Source organism: Pectobacterium cacticida (assembly GCF_036885195.1).
In the GTDB taxonomy this organism is placed as follows: domain Bacteria; phylum Pseudomonadota; class Gammaproteobacteria; order Enterobacterales; family Enterobacteriaceae; genus Pectobacterium; species Pectobacterium cacticida.
In genome coordinates this window covers 1,587,866-1,604,309 of record NZ_CP133656.1, presented here as the reverse complement: position 1 = coordinate 1,604,309, position 16,444 = coordinate 1,587,866, and the positions used below count along the sequence as shown (strand labels likewise).

Annotated in this window: 18 protein-coding genes and 1 other annotated feature; of the genes, 15 read left to right on the top strand and 3 right to left on the bottom strand. The window is 53.1% G+C overall.

The window, feature by feature from the left end; genetic code table 11:
• Positions 1 to 36: 36 nt before the first annotated feature.
• The 15 genes from hisL to RFN81_RS07545 all read left to right on the top strand — a co-directional run bounded on the left by hisL (position 37) and on the right by RFN81_RS07545 (position 13,304).
• The gene (gene hisL, locus RFN81_RS07615) at positions 37 to 84 is read left to right on the top strand and encodes a his operon leader peptide (protein ID WP_106389040.1); all 48 of its coding nucleotides are present in this window, start codon (positions 37 to 39) and stop codon (positions 82 to 84) included.
• Positions 60 to 179: a sequence feature (His leader region), on the top strand. It overlaps the preceding gene by 25 nt.
• A 122-nt stretch (positions 180 to 301) precedes the next feature.
• Positions 302 to 1,201: an ATP phosphoribosyltransferase gene (gene hisG / locus RFN81_RS07610; RefSeq protein WP_264498505.1), complete on the top strand. Its 900-nt coding sequence runs from the start codon at positions 302 to 304 to the stop codon at positions 1,199 to 1,201.
• Positions 1,202 to 1,206: 5 nt separating this feature from the next.
• Positions 1,207 to 2,535 carry a histidinol dehydrogenase gene (gene hisD, locus RFN81_RS07605; RefSeq protein WP_264498504.1) on the top strand — a complete coding sequence of 443 codons (1,329 nt, stop codon included), beginning with the start codon at positions 1,207 to 1,209 and terminating at the stop codon, positions 2,533 to 2,535.
• Positions 2,532 to 3,605: a histidinol-phosphate transaminase gene (gene hisC / locus RFN81_RS07600; protein WP_264498503.1), complete on the top strand. Its 1,074-nt coding sequence runs from the start codon at positions 2,532 to 2,534 to the stop codon at positions 3,603 to 3,605. Before hisD ends, hisC begins: the two co-directional genes overlap by 4 nt.
• Before the next feature lie 14 nt (positions 3,606 to 3,619).
• The gene (hisB, locus tag RFN81_RS07595; RefSeq protein WP_264498502.1) at positions 3,620 to 4,687 is read left to right on the top strand and encodes a bifunctional histidinol-phosphatase/imidazoleglycerol-phosphate dehydratase HisB; all 1,068 of its coding nucleotides are present in this window, start codon (positions 3,620 to 3,622) and stop codon (positions 4,685 to 4,687) included.
• On the top strand, positions 4,687 to 5,277 hold the full coding sequence (gene hisH / locus RFN81_RS07590) for an imidazole glycerol phosphate synthase subunit HisH (RefSeq protein WP_264498501.1): 591 nt from the start codon (positions 4,687 to 4,689) through the stop codon (positions 5,275 to 5,277). The genes hisB and hisH overlap by 1 nt, the downstream gene beginning before the upstream one ends.
• A 5-nt stretch (positions 5,278 to 5,282) precedes the next feature.
• Entirely contained in the window at positions 5,283 to 6,020 is a 738-nt protein-coding gene (gene hisA / locus RFN81_RS07585; protein ID WP_264498500.1) for a 1-(5-phosphoribosyl)-5-[(5-phosphoribosylamino)methylideneamino]imidazole-4-carboxamide isomerase, read from the top strand.
• Entirely contained in the window at positions 6,002 to 6,778 is a 777-nt protein-coding gene (hisF, locus tag RFN81_RS07580; RefSeq protein WP_264498499.1) for an imidazole glycerol phosphate synthase subunit HisF, read from the top strand. Before hisA ends, hisF begins: the two co-directional genes overlap by 19 nt.
• Complete coding sequence (hisIE, locus tag RFN81_RS07575) at positions 6,772 to 7,404, top strand: bifunctional phosphoribosyl-AMP cyclohydrolase/phosphoribosyl-ATP diphosphatase HisIE (protein ID WP_264498498.1); 633 nt, start codon at positions 6,772 to 6,774, stop codon at positions 7,402 to 7,404. Before hisF ends, hisIE begins: the two co-directional genes overlap by 7 nt.
• A 356-nt stretch (positions 7,405 to 7,760) precedes the next feature.
• Complete coding sequence (locus tag RFN81_RS07570) at positions 7,761 to 8,504, top strand: IclR family transcriptional regulator (RefSeq protein ID WP_264498497.1); 744 nt, start codon at positions 7,761 to 7,763, stop codon at positions 8,502 to 8,504.
• A gap of 61 nt (positions 8,505 to 8,565) precedes the next feature.
• Positions 8,566 to 10,191 carry an OPT/YSL family transporter gene (locus RFN81_RS07565; protein WP_264498496.1) on the top strand — a complete coding sequence of 542 codons (1,626 nt, stop codon included), beginning with the start codon at positions 8,566 to 8,568 and terminating at the stop codon, positions 10,189 to 10,191.
• A gap of 78 nt (positions 10,192 to 10,269) precedes the next feature.
• Positions 10,270 to 11,199 carry a DUF1177 domain-containing protein gene (locus tag RFN81_RS07560; RefSeq protein ID WP_264498495.1) on the top strand — a complete coding sequence of 310 codons (930 nt, stop codon included), beginning with the start codon at positions 10,270 to 10,272 and terminating at the stop codon, positions 11,197 to 11,199.
• 14 nt (positions 11,200 to 11,213) lie between these two features.
• A complete protein-coding gene (locus RFN81_RS07555; RefSeq protein WP_264498494.1) occupies positions 11,214 to 11,894 on the top strand; it encodes an AroM family protein in 681 nt (226 codons plus the stop codon).
• A 19-nt stretch (positions 11,895 to 11,913) separates the two neighbouring features.
• Entirely contained in the window at positions 11,914 to 12,609 is a 696-nt protein-coding gene (gene pepE, locus RFN81_RS07550; protein WP_264498493.1) for a dipeptidase PepE, read from the top strand.
• A gap of 53 nt (positions 12,610 to 12,662) precedes the next feature.
• Complete coding sequence (locus RFN81_RS07545) at positions 12,663 to 13,304, top strand: aspartate/glutamate racemase family protein (protein ID WP_264498492.1); 642 nt, start codon at positions 12,663 to 12,665, stop codon at positions 13,302 to 13,304.
• A gap of 170 nt (positions 13,305 to 13,474) precedes the next feature.
• On the opposite strand, the gene ihfB is transcribed toward RFN81_RS07545, so the two are convergent.
• The 3 genes from ihfB to cmk all read right to left on the bottom strand — a co-directional run bounded on the left by ihfB (position 13,475) and on the right by cmk (position 16,319).
• The gene (gene ihfB / locus RFN81_RS07540) at positions 13,475 to 13,759 is read right to left on the bottom strand and encodes an integration host factor subunit beta (RefSeq protein ID WP_005967571.1); all 285 of its coding nucleotides are present in this window, start codon (positions 13,757 to 13,759) and stop codon (positions 13,475 to 13,477) included.
• 91 nt (positions 13,760 to 13,850) lie between these two features.
• Complete coding sequence (gene rpsA / locus RFN81_RS07535) at positions 13,851 to 15,524, bottom strand: 30S ribosomal protein S1 (RefSeq protein ID WP_264498491.1); 1,674 nt, start codon at positions 15,522 to 15,524, stop codon at positions 13,851 to 13,853.
• Between the two features lie 117 nt (positions 15,525 to 15,641).
• Positions 15,642 to 16,319, bottom strand: a complete 678-nt coding sequence (gene cmk / locus RFN81_RS07530; RefSeq protein WP_264498490.1) for a (d)CMP kinase — start codon at positions 16,317 to 16,319, stop codon at positions 15,642 to 15,644.
• Positions 16,320 to 16,444 lie beyond the last annotated feature (125 nt).

Genomic DNA, 16,444 nt, shown 5'->3' with positions numbered 1-16,444 from the left:
ACAGCGTTACTGCGCTAACTACCACAGAGATATTTTATGACACGCGTTCTGTTTAACCACCATCATCACCATCATCCTGATTAGTCTTCGGGCAGTTGGTGCTGGAAGACATTCAGATCTTCCAGTGGCGCAGAACCAGAGAGAGCCCTCGGAAGATCTTCTTCCGAGGGTTTTTTTTATGCGCGCTATCCTTGCGCGCACCTTGCAGGCCGTTGCTATGCAACGTTAAAAAACGTTCCCGACGTTTTTTTATGCCCGCGATATTTCTAGAAATTTAATTTGACAGGTTAATGAGGTTTTCATGCTGGACAAGACACGTTTACGGATAGCAATGCAGAAGTCGGGCCGCCTGAGTGATGAATCGCGCGAACTTCTGGCACGTTGCGGGATTAAGATCAACTTACAGCAGCAACGCCTGATCGCGTTCGCCGAAAATATGCCCATTGATATTTTGCGCGTGCGTGATGACGATATCCCCGGCCTGGTGATGGATGGCGTCGTTGATCTCGGTATCATCGGCGAAAACGTGCTGGAAGAAGAGCTATTAAATCGTCGGGCACAGGGTGACGATCCGCGTTATTTTACCTTACGCCGCCTGGATTTTGGCGGTTGTCGCCTATCGTTGGCCATGCCGCTGGATGCCCCCTATACCGGGCCGGAATGTCTGCAAAATACCCGTATCGCCACCTCATACCCTCACCTGCTCAAACAATATCTCGATAAAAAATCCATCAGTTTCAAATCGTGCCTACTTAACGGTTCAGTTGAAGTCGCGCCACGCGCCGGGTTGGCCGATGCCATCTGCGATCTGGTGTCGACTGGCGCGACGTTGGAAGCCAACGGCCTGCGAGAAGTTGAAGTGATTTACCGTTCCAAAGCCTGCCTGATCCAACGCGACGGCGAAATGCCCGCAGAGAAACAGCAACTGATCGATAAGTTACTGACTCGCATGCAAGGCGTGATTCAGGCACGTGAATCAAAATACATCATGCTGCACGCGCCGAGCGAACGTCTGGAAGACGTCATTTCTCTACTGCCCGGCGCTGAGCGCCCGACGATTCTGCCATTGGCGGGCGATCAAAGCCGCGTTGCCATGCACATGGTCAGCAGCGAGACGCTGTTCTGGGAAACCATGGAAAAACTGAAATCGTTAGGCGCCAGTTCCATTTTAGTGCTGCCTATTGAAAAAATGATGGAGTGATAATAATGACGCAGACCACTCAGCAAACGCGCAGTTTCAGCACTATTGTCGACTGGCAACGCTGTTCAGTAGAAGAACAACGCCAGTTGCTTACGCGCCCGGCGATTTCCGCGTCAGACCGCATTACGGCGGTTGTCAGCGATATTCTCACTACGGTGAAAAGTCAGGGCGATCGGGCATTACGCGACTACAGTGCCCAGTTCGATAACGTGCAAGTGAATACAATTCGCGTCAGCGATGACGAGATTACCGCCGCCGCGACCCGGTTAAATGACGACATAAAAAACGCGATGGCGGTTGCCGTGCGTAATATCGAAACCTTCCACCATGCGCAAAAGCTACCGACGGTCGATGTTGAAACGCAGTCGGGCGTGCGCTGTCAGCAGCTTACCCGCCCTATCGCGACCGTCGGCCTGTACATTCCTGGCGGTTCGGCACCGCTGCCGTCAACCGTGCTGATGCTGGCCACTCCCGCGCGTATCGCGGGTTGCCGTCGTGTCGTATTGTGTTCGCCGCCGCCGATCGCCGATGAAATTTTGTATGCCGCACAGCTTTGCGGTATTCACGAGGTCTTTCAACTGGGGGGCGCGCAAGCGATTGCTGCGATGGCATTCGGCACAGAAAGCGTGCCGAAAGTGGATAAAATCTTTGGTCCTGGCAACGCCTATGTCACAGAAGCCAAGCGTCAAGTGTGTCAGCAGCTAGACGGCGCGGCGATTGATATGCCCGCCGGGCCTTCCGAAGTGTTAGTCATCGCCGATAGCGGCGCAACGCCCGCCTTTGTCGCCGCCGATCTGCTATCGCAGGCAGAACACGGCCCAGATTCTCAGGTTATCCTGCTCACGCCCGATGCCGCAATGGCCCAAGCCGTCGCGGACGCAGTCGAAGCACAGCTCGCGCAACTATCACGCGCGGACATCGCGCGTCAGGCGCTAACCAGCAGCCGGGTTATCGTCGCACGTGATTTAGCGCAATGTGTTGAGATTAGCAATCAATACGGGCCTGAGCACTTGATCATCCAGACGCGCGACGCCGAATCTCTGGTTGAGAGCATCACCAGCGCCGGTTCGGTTTTTCTTGGTGACTGGTCACCGGAGTCCGCAGGCGACTACGCCTCCGGCACTAACCATGTGCTACCGACCTATGGCTATACCTCAACCTATTCAAGCCTGGGTCTGGCCGATTTCCAAAAGCGCATGACCGTACAGCAACTTACGCCTGAAGGGTTACTGCAACTGGCCCCGACGATAGAAATTCTGGCACAGGCCGAACAACTTACCGCCCACAAAAACGCCGTTACTCTGCGCGTCGCAGCATTGAAGGAGCAAGCATGAGCAGCATTGAAGAACTGGCCCGCGCGAATGTCCGTGCGTTAACGCCTTATCAGTCCGCTCGCCGTCTCGGCGGTAATGGCGATGTCTGGTTAAATGCCAATGAATTTCCAGAAGCCCCCAACTTTCAACTGACCCAACAGACGCTGAACCGCTACCCGGAATGCCAGCCCGCCACGGTCATCCGACGCTACGCCGAGTATGCAGGCGTAGCACCCGAGCAGGTTTTAGTGAGCCGCGGCGCCGATGAAGGGATCGAGCTCGTCATTCGCGTATTCTGTGAGCCGGGTAAAGACGCTATTCTCTTCTGCCCACCGACTTACGGGATGTATGCCGTCAGCGCCGAGACGTATGGTGTTGAGCGCCGCACTGCGGTCAGTCGATCCGATTGGCAGTTGGATCTCGACGCTATTGCGGCTCAGTTGGACGGCGTCAAAGTTATTTACGTATGCAGTCCAAACAATCCAACCGGCAACCTTATCGCACGAGATGATTTACGCCAGATCCTTGCGCTAGCGCAGGGGAAAGCGCTGGTCGTTGTCGATGAAGCCTACATTGAGTTTTGTCCGCAGGCGTCAACCGTAAGCTGGCTGGCTGAGTTCCCTCACCTGGTGATTCTGCGTACCTTATCCAAAGCCTTTTCGCTCGCCGGATTACGCTGCGGCTTTACGCTGGCCAATCCAGAGGTGATCCAGCTGCTGCTAAAAGTGATCGCGCCATATCCCCTGTCCACTCCCGTGGCAGATATTGCGGCACAGGCGCTGAGCCACGACGGCGTGAGTAAAATGAAGTCGAATGTCGAAGAGATTACCGCTACTCGCCGCTGGCTGAGCGAGGCGCTACAAGATATTCCCTGCGTTGAAACGGTCTTCCCCAGCGAAAGTAATTATCTTCTGGTTCGCTTCACGGACTCCCCTACCGTATTTAAAACATTATGGGATCAGGGCATTATCTTGCGTGACCAGAATAAGCAACCAAGCCTGTCTGGCTGTTTACGCATTACCATTGGCACCCGCTACGAATGTGAACGCACGGTAGCGGCATTACGCGCATTGCCGGGCATCAACGCTTAAATTAAGGAGCTCACGTGGGCCAGAAATACCTCTTTATCGACCGTGACGGAACATTAATTGCCGAACCGCCTGAAGATTTTCAGGTCGACCGTCTGGATAAACTGGCGCTGGAACCAGATGTCATCCCGTCATTGCTGGCGCTGCAAAAAGCCGGCTATAAGCTGGTGATGATCACCAATCAGGATGGCCTGGGCACCGAAAGCTTTCCGCAGGAAACCTTCGATCCCCCGCATAACCTGATGATGCAGATTCTGACATCACAGGGGATTCATTTTGAACAAGTGCTGATCTGCCCGCATTTACCGGCAGAAAATTGCGCCTGTCGCAAGCCGAAAACGGCGCTGGTGTCCGATTACTTGCAACCGGGTCTGATGGACACGGCGCAGAGTTATGTCATCGGCGACCGCCACACTGATGTGCAACTGGCGCAAAATATGGGCATTACCGGATTGCTCTATCAGCGTGACGGCCTGAACTGGCAGGCCATCGCCAGCCAGTTAACCCAGCGCAATCGTCATGCGCACGTCAACCGCGTCACGCGTGAAACCGCGATTGATGTCAATGTCTGGTTGGATCGGGAAGGCGGCAGCAAAATCAACACCGGCGTCGGTTTTTTCGATCATATGTTGGATCAAATCGCTACGCACGGCGGCTTCCGCATGGATATTGAAGTGAAAGGCGATCTGTATATCGACGATCATCACACGGTGGAAGATACCGGTCTGGCGCTGGGCGAAGCCCTGAATAAGGCGCTAGGCGACAAGCGCGGTATCGGTCGCTTTGGCTTTGTCCTACCGATGGATGAATGTCTGGCGCGCTGCGCGCTGGATATTTCGGGGCGCCCGCATCTGGAATATAAAGCAGAGTTCAGCTACCAGCGAGTCGGCGATCTGAGTACCGAAATGGTCGAACACTTCTTCCGTTCGCTGTCTTACTCCATGGGCTGTACGCTGCACCTGAAAACCAAAGGGCGCAACGATCATCACCGTGTCGAAAGCTTATTTAAAGCCTTCGGACGCACGCTGCGTCAGGCTATTCGCGTCGAGGGTGACGCGCTGCCGAGTTCGAAAGGGGTGCTGTGATGAAAGTGGTCATTCTTGATACCGGCTGCGCCAACCTCTCTTCGGTCAACTATGCGGTTCAGCGGCTGGGCTATAGTCCGGTTGTCAGCCGCGAGGCCGACGTTGTTTTACACGCGGATAAGCTGTTCCTGCCGGGAGTTGGCACCGCCCAGGCTGCGATGAACCAACTGGAAGAACGCGAGCTTATTGCGTTGATCAAAGCCTGTACCCAGCCGGTTTTAGGCATTTGTCTCGGCATGCAGTTGCTGGGATCGTATAGCGACGAAAATGGCGGCATCGCCACGCTGGGGATTGTCGATGCGCCCGTGAAAAAGATGGCGGATCACGGTTTGCCGCTGCCGCATATGGGCTGGAATCAGGTGACGCCGAAGGCCGGTCATCGCTTATTTCGTGATATTGCTGACAACGCCTATTTCTATTTTGTTCACAGTTACGCGATGCCTGTTTGCGAGCATACTATCGCACAAGCCAACTACGGCGATGCGTTTACCGCCGCAGTGGAAAAAGATAACTTCTTTGGCGTGCAGTTCCACCCTGAGCGTTCGGGTGCGGCGGGCGCACAGCTACTGAAAAATTTTCTGGAGATGTAGATGTCATGATTATTCCCGCATTAGATCTGATCGACGGACAAATTGTCCGCCTGCATCAGGGTGATTATGGCCGACAGCGCCAGTACGGTAGCGACCCGCTTCCCCGCCTGCAGGATTACCAGCAACAGGGGGCTGAGGCGCTGCATCTGGTGGATTTAACCGGTGCTAAAGATCCCTCTGCTCGCCAGATTCCGCTGTTAACCTCGCTGCTCGCTGGCGTTAGCGTGCCGGTTCAGATCGGCGGCGGTATTCGTACCGAGCAAGATGTGGAAGCGCTATTAAAAGCTGGCGCGAGTCGTGTCGTCATCGGTTCCACCGCCGTGAAACAGCCGGAATTGGTGCAACAATGGTTTACTCGCTACGGCGCCGAGGCGCTGGTGTTGGCGTTGGACGTGCGTATTGACATCAACGGCACCAAATTCGTCGCCATCAGCGGCTGGCAGGAAAATTCTGACGCTACGCTTGAACAGGTCATTGAATGCTATCTGCCATTCGGATTGAAACATGTGCTGTGTACCGATATTTCCCGTGACGGTACGCTCAGCGGTTCCAACGTCGAGCTCTATCGAGAAATCTGTCAGCGCTACCCACAGATCGCCTTTCAGGCATCCGGCGGTATCGGTAACCTGACAGATATCGCCAATTTGCGCGGCAGCGGGGTGCAAGGCGTGATCGTGGGTCGCGCCCTGCTGGAAGGTAAATTTAACGTCGCGGAGGCGATTTCATGCTGGCAAAACGGATAATCCCCTGTCTGGACGTGCGTAACGGTCAGGTCGTCAAAGGCGTGCAGTTTCGTAACCACGAAATTATCGGTGATATCGTGCCGTTGGCGCAGCGCTATGCGCAGGAAGGTGCCGATGAGCTGGTGTTTTATGATATCACCGCCTCTTCCGATGGTCGTGTCGTCGACAAAAGCTGGGTTGCGCGCGTGGCGGAAGTCATCGATATCCCATTCTGTGTAGCAGGCGGGATTAAAAGCGTAGAAGACGCCGGACAGATCCTCTCGTTCGGCGCAGATAAAATTTCCATTAACTCCCCGGCGTTAGCCGATCCGACATTGATTACTCGCTTAGCCGATCGTTATGGCGTGCAATGCGTCGTGGTCGGGATTGATACCTGGCACGATGCCGCAACCGGCCGCTATCAGGTAAACCAATATACCGGCGATGAAGCGCGCACCAAAATTACCACGTGGGAAACGCTAGCGTGGGTAGAAGAGGTGCAAAAGCGTGGCGCTGGTGAAATTGTCCTGAATATGATGAACCAGGACGGCGTCCGTAATGGCTATGATTTACATCAGTTAACTCTGGTACGTGATGTCTGTAACGTCCCGCTGATTGCCTCTGGAGGCGCGGGCGCCATGGCGCATTTTCTGGATGCGTTTCAGATCGCCCGCGTGGATGGGGCGCTGGCCGCATCGGTGTTTCATAAGCAAGTGATTAATATCAGCGAACTGAAACAATATCTTAAGCAACAAGGTGTGGAGATTCGAGTGTGTTAAGCGAAGAGAGCTTTCTAAACGATGAACAACGAAATCAGCTCAATTGGGTAAAAACGGACGGCCTGCTGCCGGTTGTTGTGCAGCATGCGGTCTCCGGTGAAGTATTGATGCTGGGCTACATGAATAAAGATGCCTTGCAAGTAACGGAAAAGAGCGGGAAAGTCACGTTCTTCTCCCGAACCAAGCAGCGGCTATGGACGAAGGGTGAGTCTTCAGGTCATTTCCTGCACGTCGTGTCGATTACGCCGGATTGCGATAACGATACGCTGTTGGTTTTAGCTAATCCCGTTGGGCCAACCTGTCATCTGGGCACCAGCAGTTGCTTCTCGCCTGCTGCCAGCGATTGGACGTTCCTTTATCAGTTGGAACAATTACTCGCCGAGCGTAAACAGGCCGATCCGGAAAGTTCTTACACCGCACGCCTGTACGCCAGCGGCACCAAACGTATCGCGCAGAAAGTGGGCGAAGAAGGGTTGGAAACTGCGTTAGCGGCCACGGTGCACGATCGTGAGGAACTTACTAATGAAGCTGCAGATTTGATGTACCACCTGTTAGTGCTGTTGCAGGATCAGGATTTAGATCTGGCGACTATCATCAAGCGTCTCAAAGCGCGTCATACCCGGTAGCCCCTCGCGCGCATAATATCATGCGCGCGACGTATCCCCCGGCATTATCACTATTGCCAGAAAGCGATTCATACTTCGGCAAATGCTCTACGCGACGATAAATCACGGCGCCCAATGATTAGCACCAAAATAGCGCACACAAAGCACTGCTTTGGTGCGCCAGGCTAATTAAGGGTGCATGACGGTCTATGCCTTTCCATACTTCCACGAGAGCAGACTTGTTATTACCCCACTAATGTATTGATCTCTTTATCTCAATTTTAAATTTTCTACCACTGTCCGATTTAAGCTCATTCTGGCGCGATTTTTGCTAATACTCATATAAAGGAACTAGGTTCCATTTTATGAGACTTATTATGAGTATACTGAACACAACAGCCGATATTCTTAAGCTAATGAGTCAACTCAAGCGCGGTATTACCGCGGGCGATCTGATTACGCATCTGCACATGCCTAAAAGTACAACGTCGCGTGTATTAAAGCAGTTATGCGAAACTGGCTTCTTACAGCGGGATCCAGAAACGTCCGCTTACCAGCCGGGCCTGTTGCTAATAGAGGCAGCCTATCTGGCACACCGCGTGTCCTCCCTGACGGACGATATCGAACAGGCGTTGCGTACTCTGTGTCGTAATACCGGCCATACCGGTTATCTCTCAGTATTGGATGGCGATGAAGTACTCGTATTGCGCGTTATCCCTGGTCGCCACGCCCTACGCGTCATTACACATCCAGGAACACGTTCTCCGGCCTGGGAAACCTCCACCGGTCGCGCGCTGCTTTCCCGTTTTTCAGATGAACAACTTGCCAAGCACTATCCGACGCCACATACCACCACGGCCCTCGACATTACCGCGCAGTTGGCGCGTATTCGCACTATCCGCCAGCAACGCTGGGCGCATGCGGTGAATGAGGCCGTTCCGGGTACAGCGTCCGTAAGCTGCTCCGTGCATAACCCGCAGACCAAAGAAAGTATTGCTTTTTGTCTCACCTTTCCTTCATCCATGGCGGATCAGCAGGAAATCCTGCTACTGGCTCAACAGCTCTACCAGGCGGCTATGCCTATCGGTAAAAAATATGGCGATCCCTACTGGTTGGGCTGATGCAGATAACCATAACAATATTGCACTCTCGTATTTATCAGGCTTATAGGAGTGGTACTACATGTCACAACCTTCATCATCACATCAGGACGACGCGCATCCAGAGGCGCATCAGCGGACATTCAGCCCGCTAACGCTGCTGTTTCTGGTTATTCTCAGTATGTTTGGCGCCGTGATTGGCATCCAGTTGCTCACCACGCTCGGCGTCACGCCGAACACCTCGATCATCGGCGCATTGATTGCCATGTTGATCGCCCGCGTGCCGCTACAACTGATGCGGCGCTTTCGCTCTATTCACGTGCAGAATCTGGCACAAACCGCCATTTCCTCCGCAACCTTTGGTGCGGCGAATAGCCTGTTGCTGCCAATCGGGATCCCGTGGTTGTTCGATCGCCCGGATCTGGTTTTGCCGATGTTTATTGGTGTCGCACTCGCGATGTTACTGGATGGATATCTGCTTTATCGCATGTTCAACACCTCGGTTTTTCCCGCAACCGGAACCTGGCCGCCAGGCGTTGCCGCAGCCGAATCGATTAAAGCGGGCGACAAAGGCGGTAAACAGGCAGTGCTGCTGAGTGCTGGGCTAGCGCTAGGCGTTATAGGATCTAGCTTTAAGTTGCCCATGTCGGCAATGGGAACGGCCTTCATCGGTAATATTTGGGCATTATCGATGTTTGGTATCGGCTTATTGCTGCGTGGTTACAGCCAGCCTTTATTGGGTATTGATATTAACCAACAATACATTCCCCATGGCATGATGATTGGCGCCGGGATTGTGGCGCTGTTTCAGGTTATCGCGTTGATGCGAGGTAAACAAAAGACCTCTGGCACCTTAACCGCCGAGGCGTTAAAGGCCGCGAATGATGACCGCCGCCATGTGCTTTCCGCGCTACGCATGGGCGCTATCGGTTATATTGCTATTGCGGCGCTAATTGCTATTACTACCGGACTGTACAGTGAAATGTCCGTAGGTATGCTTATCGCCTTTGTATTTTATGCCGCTTTTGCCGCGTTCATTCATGAACTGATCGTCGGACTTGCGGCAATGCATTCCGGATGGTTTCCCGCTTTTGCCGTCGCGCTGATTACCCTGATTATTGGCATGATGATCGGCTTTCCCATGCATGCATTGGCCGTGCTGTGCGCGTTTTCTGTCGCCACGGGGCCAGCCTTTGCCGACATGGGGTACGACCTCAAGGCCGGATTTATCCTGCGCGATAACGGGCGGGACGCCGCCTTCGAATTGGAAGGCCGCCGCCAGCAACTGTTTGCCGCGATGGTTGCTTTCGTAATCGCAATTCCTGTGGTGTATTTCTCCTACCAGAGCTATTTCCAACAGGGACTGATCCCTCCCGTGGCTAAAGTCTATGTCGCCACAATTAAGGCTGGCGTTTCCAGCGATATCGCGACGTCCCTGCTATTGTGGGCCATTCCTGGCGCCATTATCCAATGGCTGGGCGGTTCTCGCCGACAACTGGGCGTACTGTTGGCGACGGGGTTGCTAATCGCTAACCCGCTAGCAGGCTGGGCCGTTATGGTTGGGATTGCGCTGCGACTGATCATCCTTAAGTGGGGCAGTGCCGATATGCGTAGCCAGATGGAAGTCTTCGCGGCCGGGTTGATTGCCGGTGACGCGATTTATAGTTTCTTCCACTCAATTTTCGCCAGCAAGATCGGCGGTAAATAAGTGCCCTAAGACATTCCGGTGATGCGGCGATAGAGTGTCGCATCACGCTATATCCACCCGCTAATAAGAGAATATGTGATGAGCCTTTTTCAAACCTTGAATGTACTTGAAGCCCTTGATTCCGCCACGGCCAGCGGCCAGACCGTAGTTGATCTCTTATCCCCCTACCCGCAGGTTGATGTGACAGTTACCGAAATTACCGGGCCCAAAGGCACCACCGATTTTGTTAAAATCGTGGTGCCCGGCACTAACGGCAAACGCAGCGGCGGCCATGCGCCTACGCTGGGCATTGTGGGCCGTTTGGGTGGGATCGGTGCTCGTCCTGGGCGTATCGGGTTGGTGTCCGATGGCGACGGCGCGGTGGCTGCCGTAGCGGCCGCCGTCAAGCTGGCGAAGATGCAGACCGTGGGCGATAGCCTACCCGGCGATGTGATCTTGTGTACGCACATTTGCCCGGATGCGCCAACCCGTCCTCATGAACCCGTAGATTTCATGGATTCTCCGGTTGAAACCGAAGATATGAACGAGCAGGAAGTCGTGCCAGAGATGGACGCCGTGCTTTCTATCGATACCACTAAAGGCAACCGCATCATTAATCACAAAGGTTTTGCCCTTTCACCGACGGTAAAAGAAGGCTATATCTTACGCGTTGCCGAAGATCTCCTACGGATCATGGAAATGACCACTGGCCGTCTTCCTGTGACCTTCCCTATTACTACACAGGATATTACGCCTTATGGTAACGATGTGTTTCATATCAACAGCATTCTCCAGCCATCGATAGCGACCTCCGCCCCGGTTGTCGGCGTCGCGATTACAACGGAGGGGATCGTTCCCGGCTGCGGTACGGGCGCCAGCCATGAAGTCGATATCGCCGATGCTGTTCGCTTTGTCGTTGAGGTTGCTAAAGAGTTCACGCGTGAAACTTGCCACTTCTATAACGCTGACGAATATCAACGCCTGCTTTCGCTGTACGGTTCGCTGGCTCATTTGCAAAAACGTCAATAGCGGGGAAAGCCGTCATGTCTATTACCAAACTCGGGACGCTGACCATCGGGCAGGCTCCCAGAGCCGATATCACCCCAATTTTGGCGGCTCATCTACCTGCATCAGTAGAATGTATTCACGCAGGCCTACTGGATGGCCTGTCCACAGCGCAGATCGCTCAGCGTTTTGCGCCGCAGGGCGACGAGGCAATTCTCACCTCACGATTGCTGGATGGCAGTGCCGTTATCCTCGGTAAAGGCGCTGTGCGCCATGGCGTACAGCAAAAGCTGAATCAGTTGGAACAACAAGGTTGTGGCATTATTTTATTACTCTGCACGGGGGAATTCGATGGTCTGCAATGTCAGCAAGCCTGGCTGATTGAACCGGATAGGATCGTTCCACCGGTGATCGCTACGCTACTGGGGAAACGTCGTCCCGGCATCCTGGTTCCGCTCGTGGAGCAAATGCGCAGCGAAGGCCATAAATGGCAGGCGATGACCACCGCCCCCGTTTACGCCGCGGTATCGCCATACAACGGCAGCGAGTCAGAATTGGTTGCCGCTGCGCAAGCGCTCAAAGCACAACAGGCCGAGGTGATTATCATGGACTGTATGGGGTACACCGAGCGCCATCGCGATGTGGTTCGTCGGTCCGTCGGTCTACCGGTGCTACTCTCAAATGCGCTCATCGCCCGACTGGTTGCCGGTCTACTTTAATAAAGAACAGGAAAGTACGATGCAATTACTGCTATTAAGTAATGGTACGCTCCCCGGTAAAGGATATCTGGAGCATGCCTTACCTCCTATTAACGAACTCATCCATCAACGTCGCCGAGCCGTGTTTATTCCCTTCGCCGGGGTGACCATTAGTTGGGATGATTATGCCGCTAAAGTCCAAACGGCCTTAGCGGACACCGGCATTATTCTCACCGCCGCGCATGCGGTAAACGACGCTTTAGAGGCCGTTCAAGAGGCAGAGATTATTATTGTCGGAGGCGGTAATACTTTCAATTTATTAAAGTGCTGCCGGGAGCGCCATCTGCTGGCGGCAATTCGTCAGCGCGTTACCGCCGGAACGCCTTATATCGGCTGGAGTGCGGGTGCAAACCTCGCCTGTCCGACAATCTGCACGACGAATGATATGCCGATCATTGACCCCAAAGGGTTTGACGCATTGAACCTGATCGATTTCCAGATCAATCCCCATTACACCAACAAATTACCGGAAGGGCATCAGGGAGAGACCCGCGATCAACGGATTGCGGAACTGCTACAAGCCCAACCTGAAACGGTCGTCGTCGGGTTGCCGGAAGGCGACTGGATTCGTGTCGACGGCGTTAAACGCCACCTGGCAGGCCCATACGATGCGGTTTTGTTCCGCGCAGGCCAGACGCCACAACCCTTGTTAACCAATCGTCCTTTAACGCTGTAGCTTATAAGGTGGATCGCTATGATCCACCCCCCACTTTTAAGAAGGGACCTATCATGACTCTGGGTATTATTCGTGTTCTCACCACACAGGACAGCGCCTTGTTAGAAGAACATGGTCGTTTGTTAGACAACGAGTATGGATTGCCAACGGTCAGCCGCTGCATCCCCGATCAACCGAACGGTATCTTTGATGCAGCCAGTGAAACCGTAGCGATTCCTAAAATCATTGCGCTAGGACAGGCTTACGAGCGAGAAGGCTGTCAGGCGATATTCCTTAGCTGCGCCGCCGATCCGGGGCTCGCCGAATTACGTCAGGCCGTTTCGGTGCCGGTGATTAGCGCAGGTAGTGCCTGCGCACGTGTGGCCGCTAACCTGAAATTACCCGTCGCCGTCATCGGTATTGGCGAACAGGCGCCCGCGCCATTTCGCCGACTATTAGGCGAAAATGTCGCTTATGCTCGCCCGGAGGGCGTCACTCAGACAACGCATTTGCTCACGCCTGAAGGGCGGGCCAGCGCGTTGGCGTGTGCCAAAATGCTGCATGATCAGGGGGCAAAAGTGATCGCGTTTTCGTGTACCGGGCTATCCACTATCGGTTTGGCGGCGCAAATTCGTGATTCTATCGGGTGTGTTGCGGTGGATGCCGTAAGCGCAGCAGGCATGTTCGCAGTGGAGTGGCTAGGAAAACACAGTTAGCGATGAGTTGCCGATTACCAGATAGCGATATGCTGGCATCCTCTCTTGTCTATCCGCTCAAACAATGCAGCGAAGATTAACCTAAAAAAACGGCACCCGCAAGGGCGCCGTTTTTAACGAGAGACTAGAAGTCAAACCGCAAGTAAGCGGCATCCTATTATGGTAATGATTTACCCGTAAATATTCGCGCGATCGCGGAGTTCCTTACCTGGTTTGAAGTGAGGGACGTACTTGCCTTCCAACTCAACTTTATCACCCGTTTTCGGATTGCGGCCTACGCGCGGTGCACGATAGTGAAGTGAGAAGCTACCAAACCCACGGATTTCAATACGATCGCCTTCGGCTAACGTAGAAGCCATTTGTTCGAGCATTTCTTTCACTGCATCCTCAACCACTTTGGCTGGGATATGAGATTGCTGTCCAGCAAGCCTTTCAATAAGTTCAGACTTGGTCATAGCTCCTCCAGGTGCGTGGCTATCAATAACCAGAATAACTGAATACCGTTACCAGAATGAGCAACTTACGTTGCCCACTCCAGGATTGTGATTACTCGCCTTTGGCTGCCTTGAACGCTTCTGCCATTGCATTGGAGAAATTGCTTTCATCCGGTTTGTTATTAACAGTGGCAATTGCATCTTTCTCGTCAGCTTCGTCTTTCGCACGAACAGACAGGCTTACAACACGGTTTTTACGATCAACACCGGTATATTTGGCTTCAACGCTGTCGCCAACGTTCAGAACCAGCGTTGCGTCTTCAACGCGATCGCGAGACGCCTCTGAAGCACGCAAGTAACCTTCTACGCCGCCAGCTAGTTCAACTGTAGCACCTTTAGCGTCAACTGCAGTCACTTTACCAGTAACAATAGCACCTTTCTTGTTCACAGAGAGGTAGTTATTGAACGGATCTTCAGACAGTTGTTTCACGCCAAGAGAGATACGTTCGCGCTCTGCGTCAACCTGCAGAACAACAGCGGCGATTTCATCACCTTTCTTGTATTCACGAACGGCTTCTTCGCCTGCCACGTTCCAGGAGATATCAGACAGGTGCACCAGACCATCGATGCCGCCATCCAGACCGATGAAGATACCGAAGTCAGTGATAGACTTGATTTTACCTTCAACGCGATCGCCCTTGTTGTGGGTCTCTGCGAACAGCTGCCATGGGTTAGACTTGCACTGTTTCAAGCCCAGAGAGATACGACGACGTTCTTCGTCGATATCCAGAACCATCACTTCTACCACATCACCCACGTTAACTACTTTGGATGGGTGGATGTTTTTGTTGGTCCAATCCATTTCGGAAACGTGTACCAGACCTTCAACGCCTTCTTCGATTTCAACGAAGCAGCCATAGTCAGTCAGGTTAGTTACGCGCCCCGTCAGACGTGTACTTTCCGGATAACGCTTAGCGATAGCGACCCATGGATCTTCGCCCAATTGTTTCAGACCCAGAGACACACGGGTACGTTCACGATCGAATTTCAGGACTTTAACCGTGATTTCATCGCCTACATTGACGATTTCGCTCGGGTGTTTAACGCGTTTCCACGCCATATCCGTGATGTGAAGCAGGCCATCAACGCCGCCCAGATCAACGAAGGCGCCGTAGTCAGTCAGGTTCTTAACGATACCCTTAACTTCCATGCCTTCTTGCAGATTTTCCAGCAATTGATCGCGTTCAGCGCTGTTTTCAGACTCGATCACTGCACGACGAGAAACCACAACGTTGTTGCGTTTCTGATCCAGCTTGATAACTTTGAACTCAAGCTCTTTGCCTTCCAGATGCAGCGTGTCGCGAACCGGACGCACGTCGACCAGAGAACCTGGCAGGAACGCACGAATACCGTTTAGCTCAACAGTGAATCCGCCTTTAACTTTACCGTTGATAACACCAGTAACCGTCGCAGCTTCTTCGTACGCTTTTTCCAGCGTCAGCCATGCTTCGTGGCGTTTCGCTTTTTCACGAGAAAGCAGCGTTTCACCGAAGCCATCTTCGATAGCGTCCAGAGCAACATCAACTTCATCACCGACCTGGATTTCCAGTTCGCCTTGCGCGTTTTTGAATTGCTCTACCGGAATAGCTGATTCGGATTTCAGACCGGCGTCAACCAGTACGACATCTTTATCAATAGCAACAACAACACCACGAACGATGGAACCAGGACGGGTTTCGATTTCTTTCAGGGATTCTTCAAAGAGTTGAGCAAAAGATTCAGTCATGTTTGATAATCTTAGGGGGTTCAATTTAACGTCCATCCGGCATCCTGCTCGATGGGGTTGTTTAACATGCCCCGCTGTGCATCCTTACAACGAGGTAAAAATTCAATTTTCTGTGATTTAAGCAAGAATTTGGCGGGCATAAGCCAGCGCGCGCGCAATCACATCATCAAGCGTCATTTCCGTTGAATCCAGCACTAACGCATCAGCAGCAGGGACTAACGGCGCAACGGGGCGGTTACGATCGCGCTCATCCCGTTCCTTTATCTCAGATAAAAGGCGATCAAAGTTAACACTAAAACCCGCCTCCTGCAACTGTAGCATACGCCGTCGCGCCCGTTCTTCCGCGCTGGCATCTAAAAAAATTTTCACTGGTGCATCGGGAAAAACGACCGTACCCATATCGCGCCCATCGGCAATGAGTCCTGGCGCTTCACGGAAAGCACGCTGTCTGCGTAATAACGCCTCACGAACGCGAGGAAAAGCGGCAGCCTGAGAAGCCGTATTGCCCACCGTCTCAGTACGAATTTCCTGACTGACATTCTCGCCTTCCAGAATGACAGTTAACTGCCCGTTTTCTGCAACAAAACGAACATCAAGATGCGAGGCTAACGGCACCAACGCATCTTCAGAGTGGATATCTACGCGATGGTGCAACGCCGCTAACGCCAAAACACGGTAGATAGCGCCAGAATCCAGCAAGTTCCAGTGCAAGGCTTCAGCTAATGCTTTACATAGGGTGCCTTTGCCTGCGCCACTCGGCCCGTCAACCGTAATTACCGGTGCCATCACCGTCATTCTTCTCTCCTTTCATCCTGGGAAGTCCCACTTTTGCCTTTTTCGGCTTCATGGGAGCATATTATACGCATCCATGCCGATTAGGGTTATCCAAATGCCGGAGGGCGACGAAAATTAAGCAATCT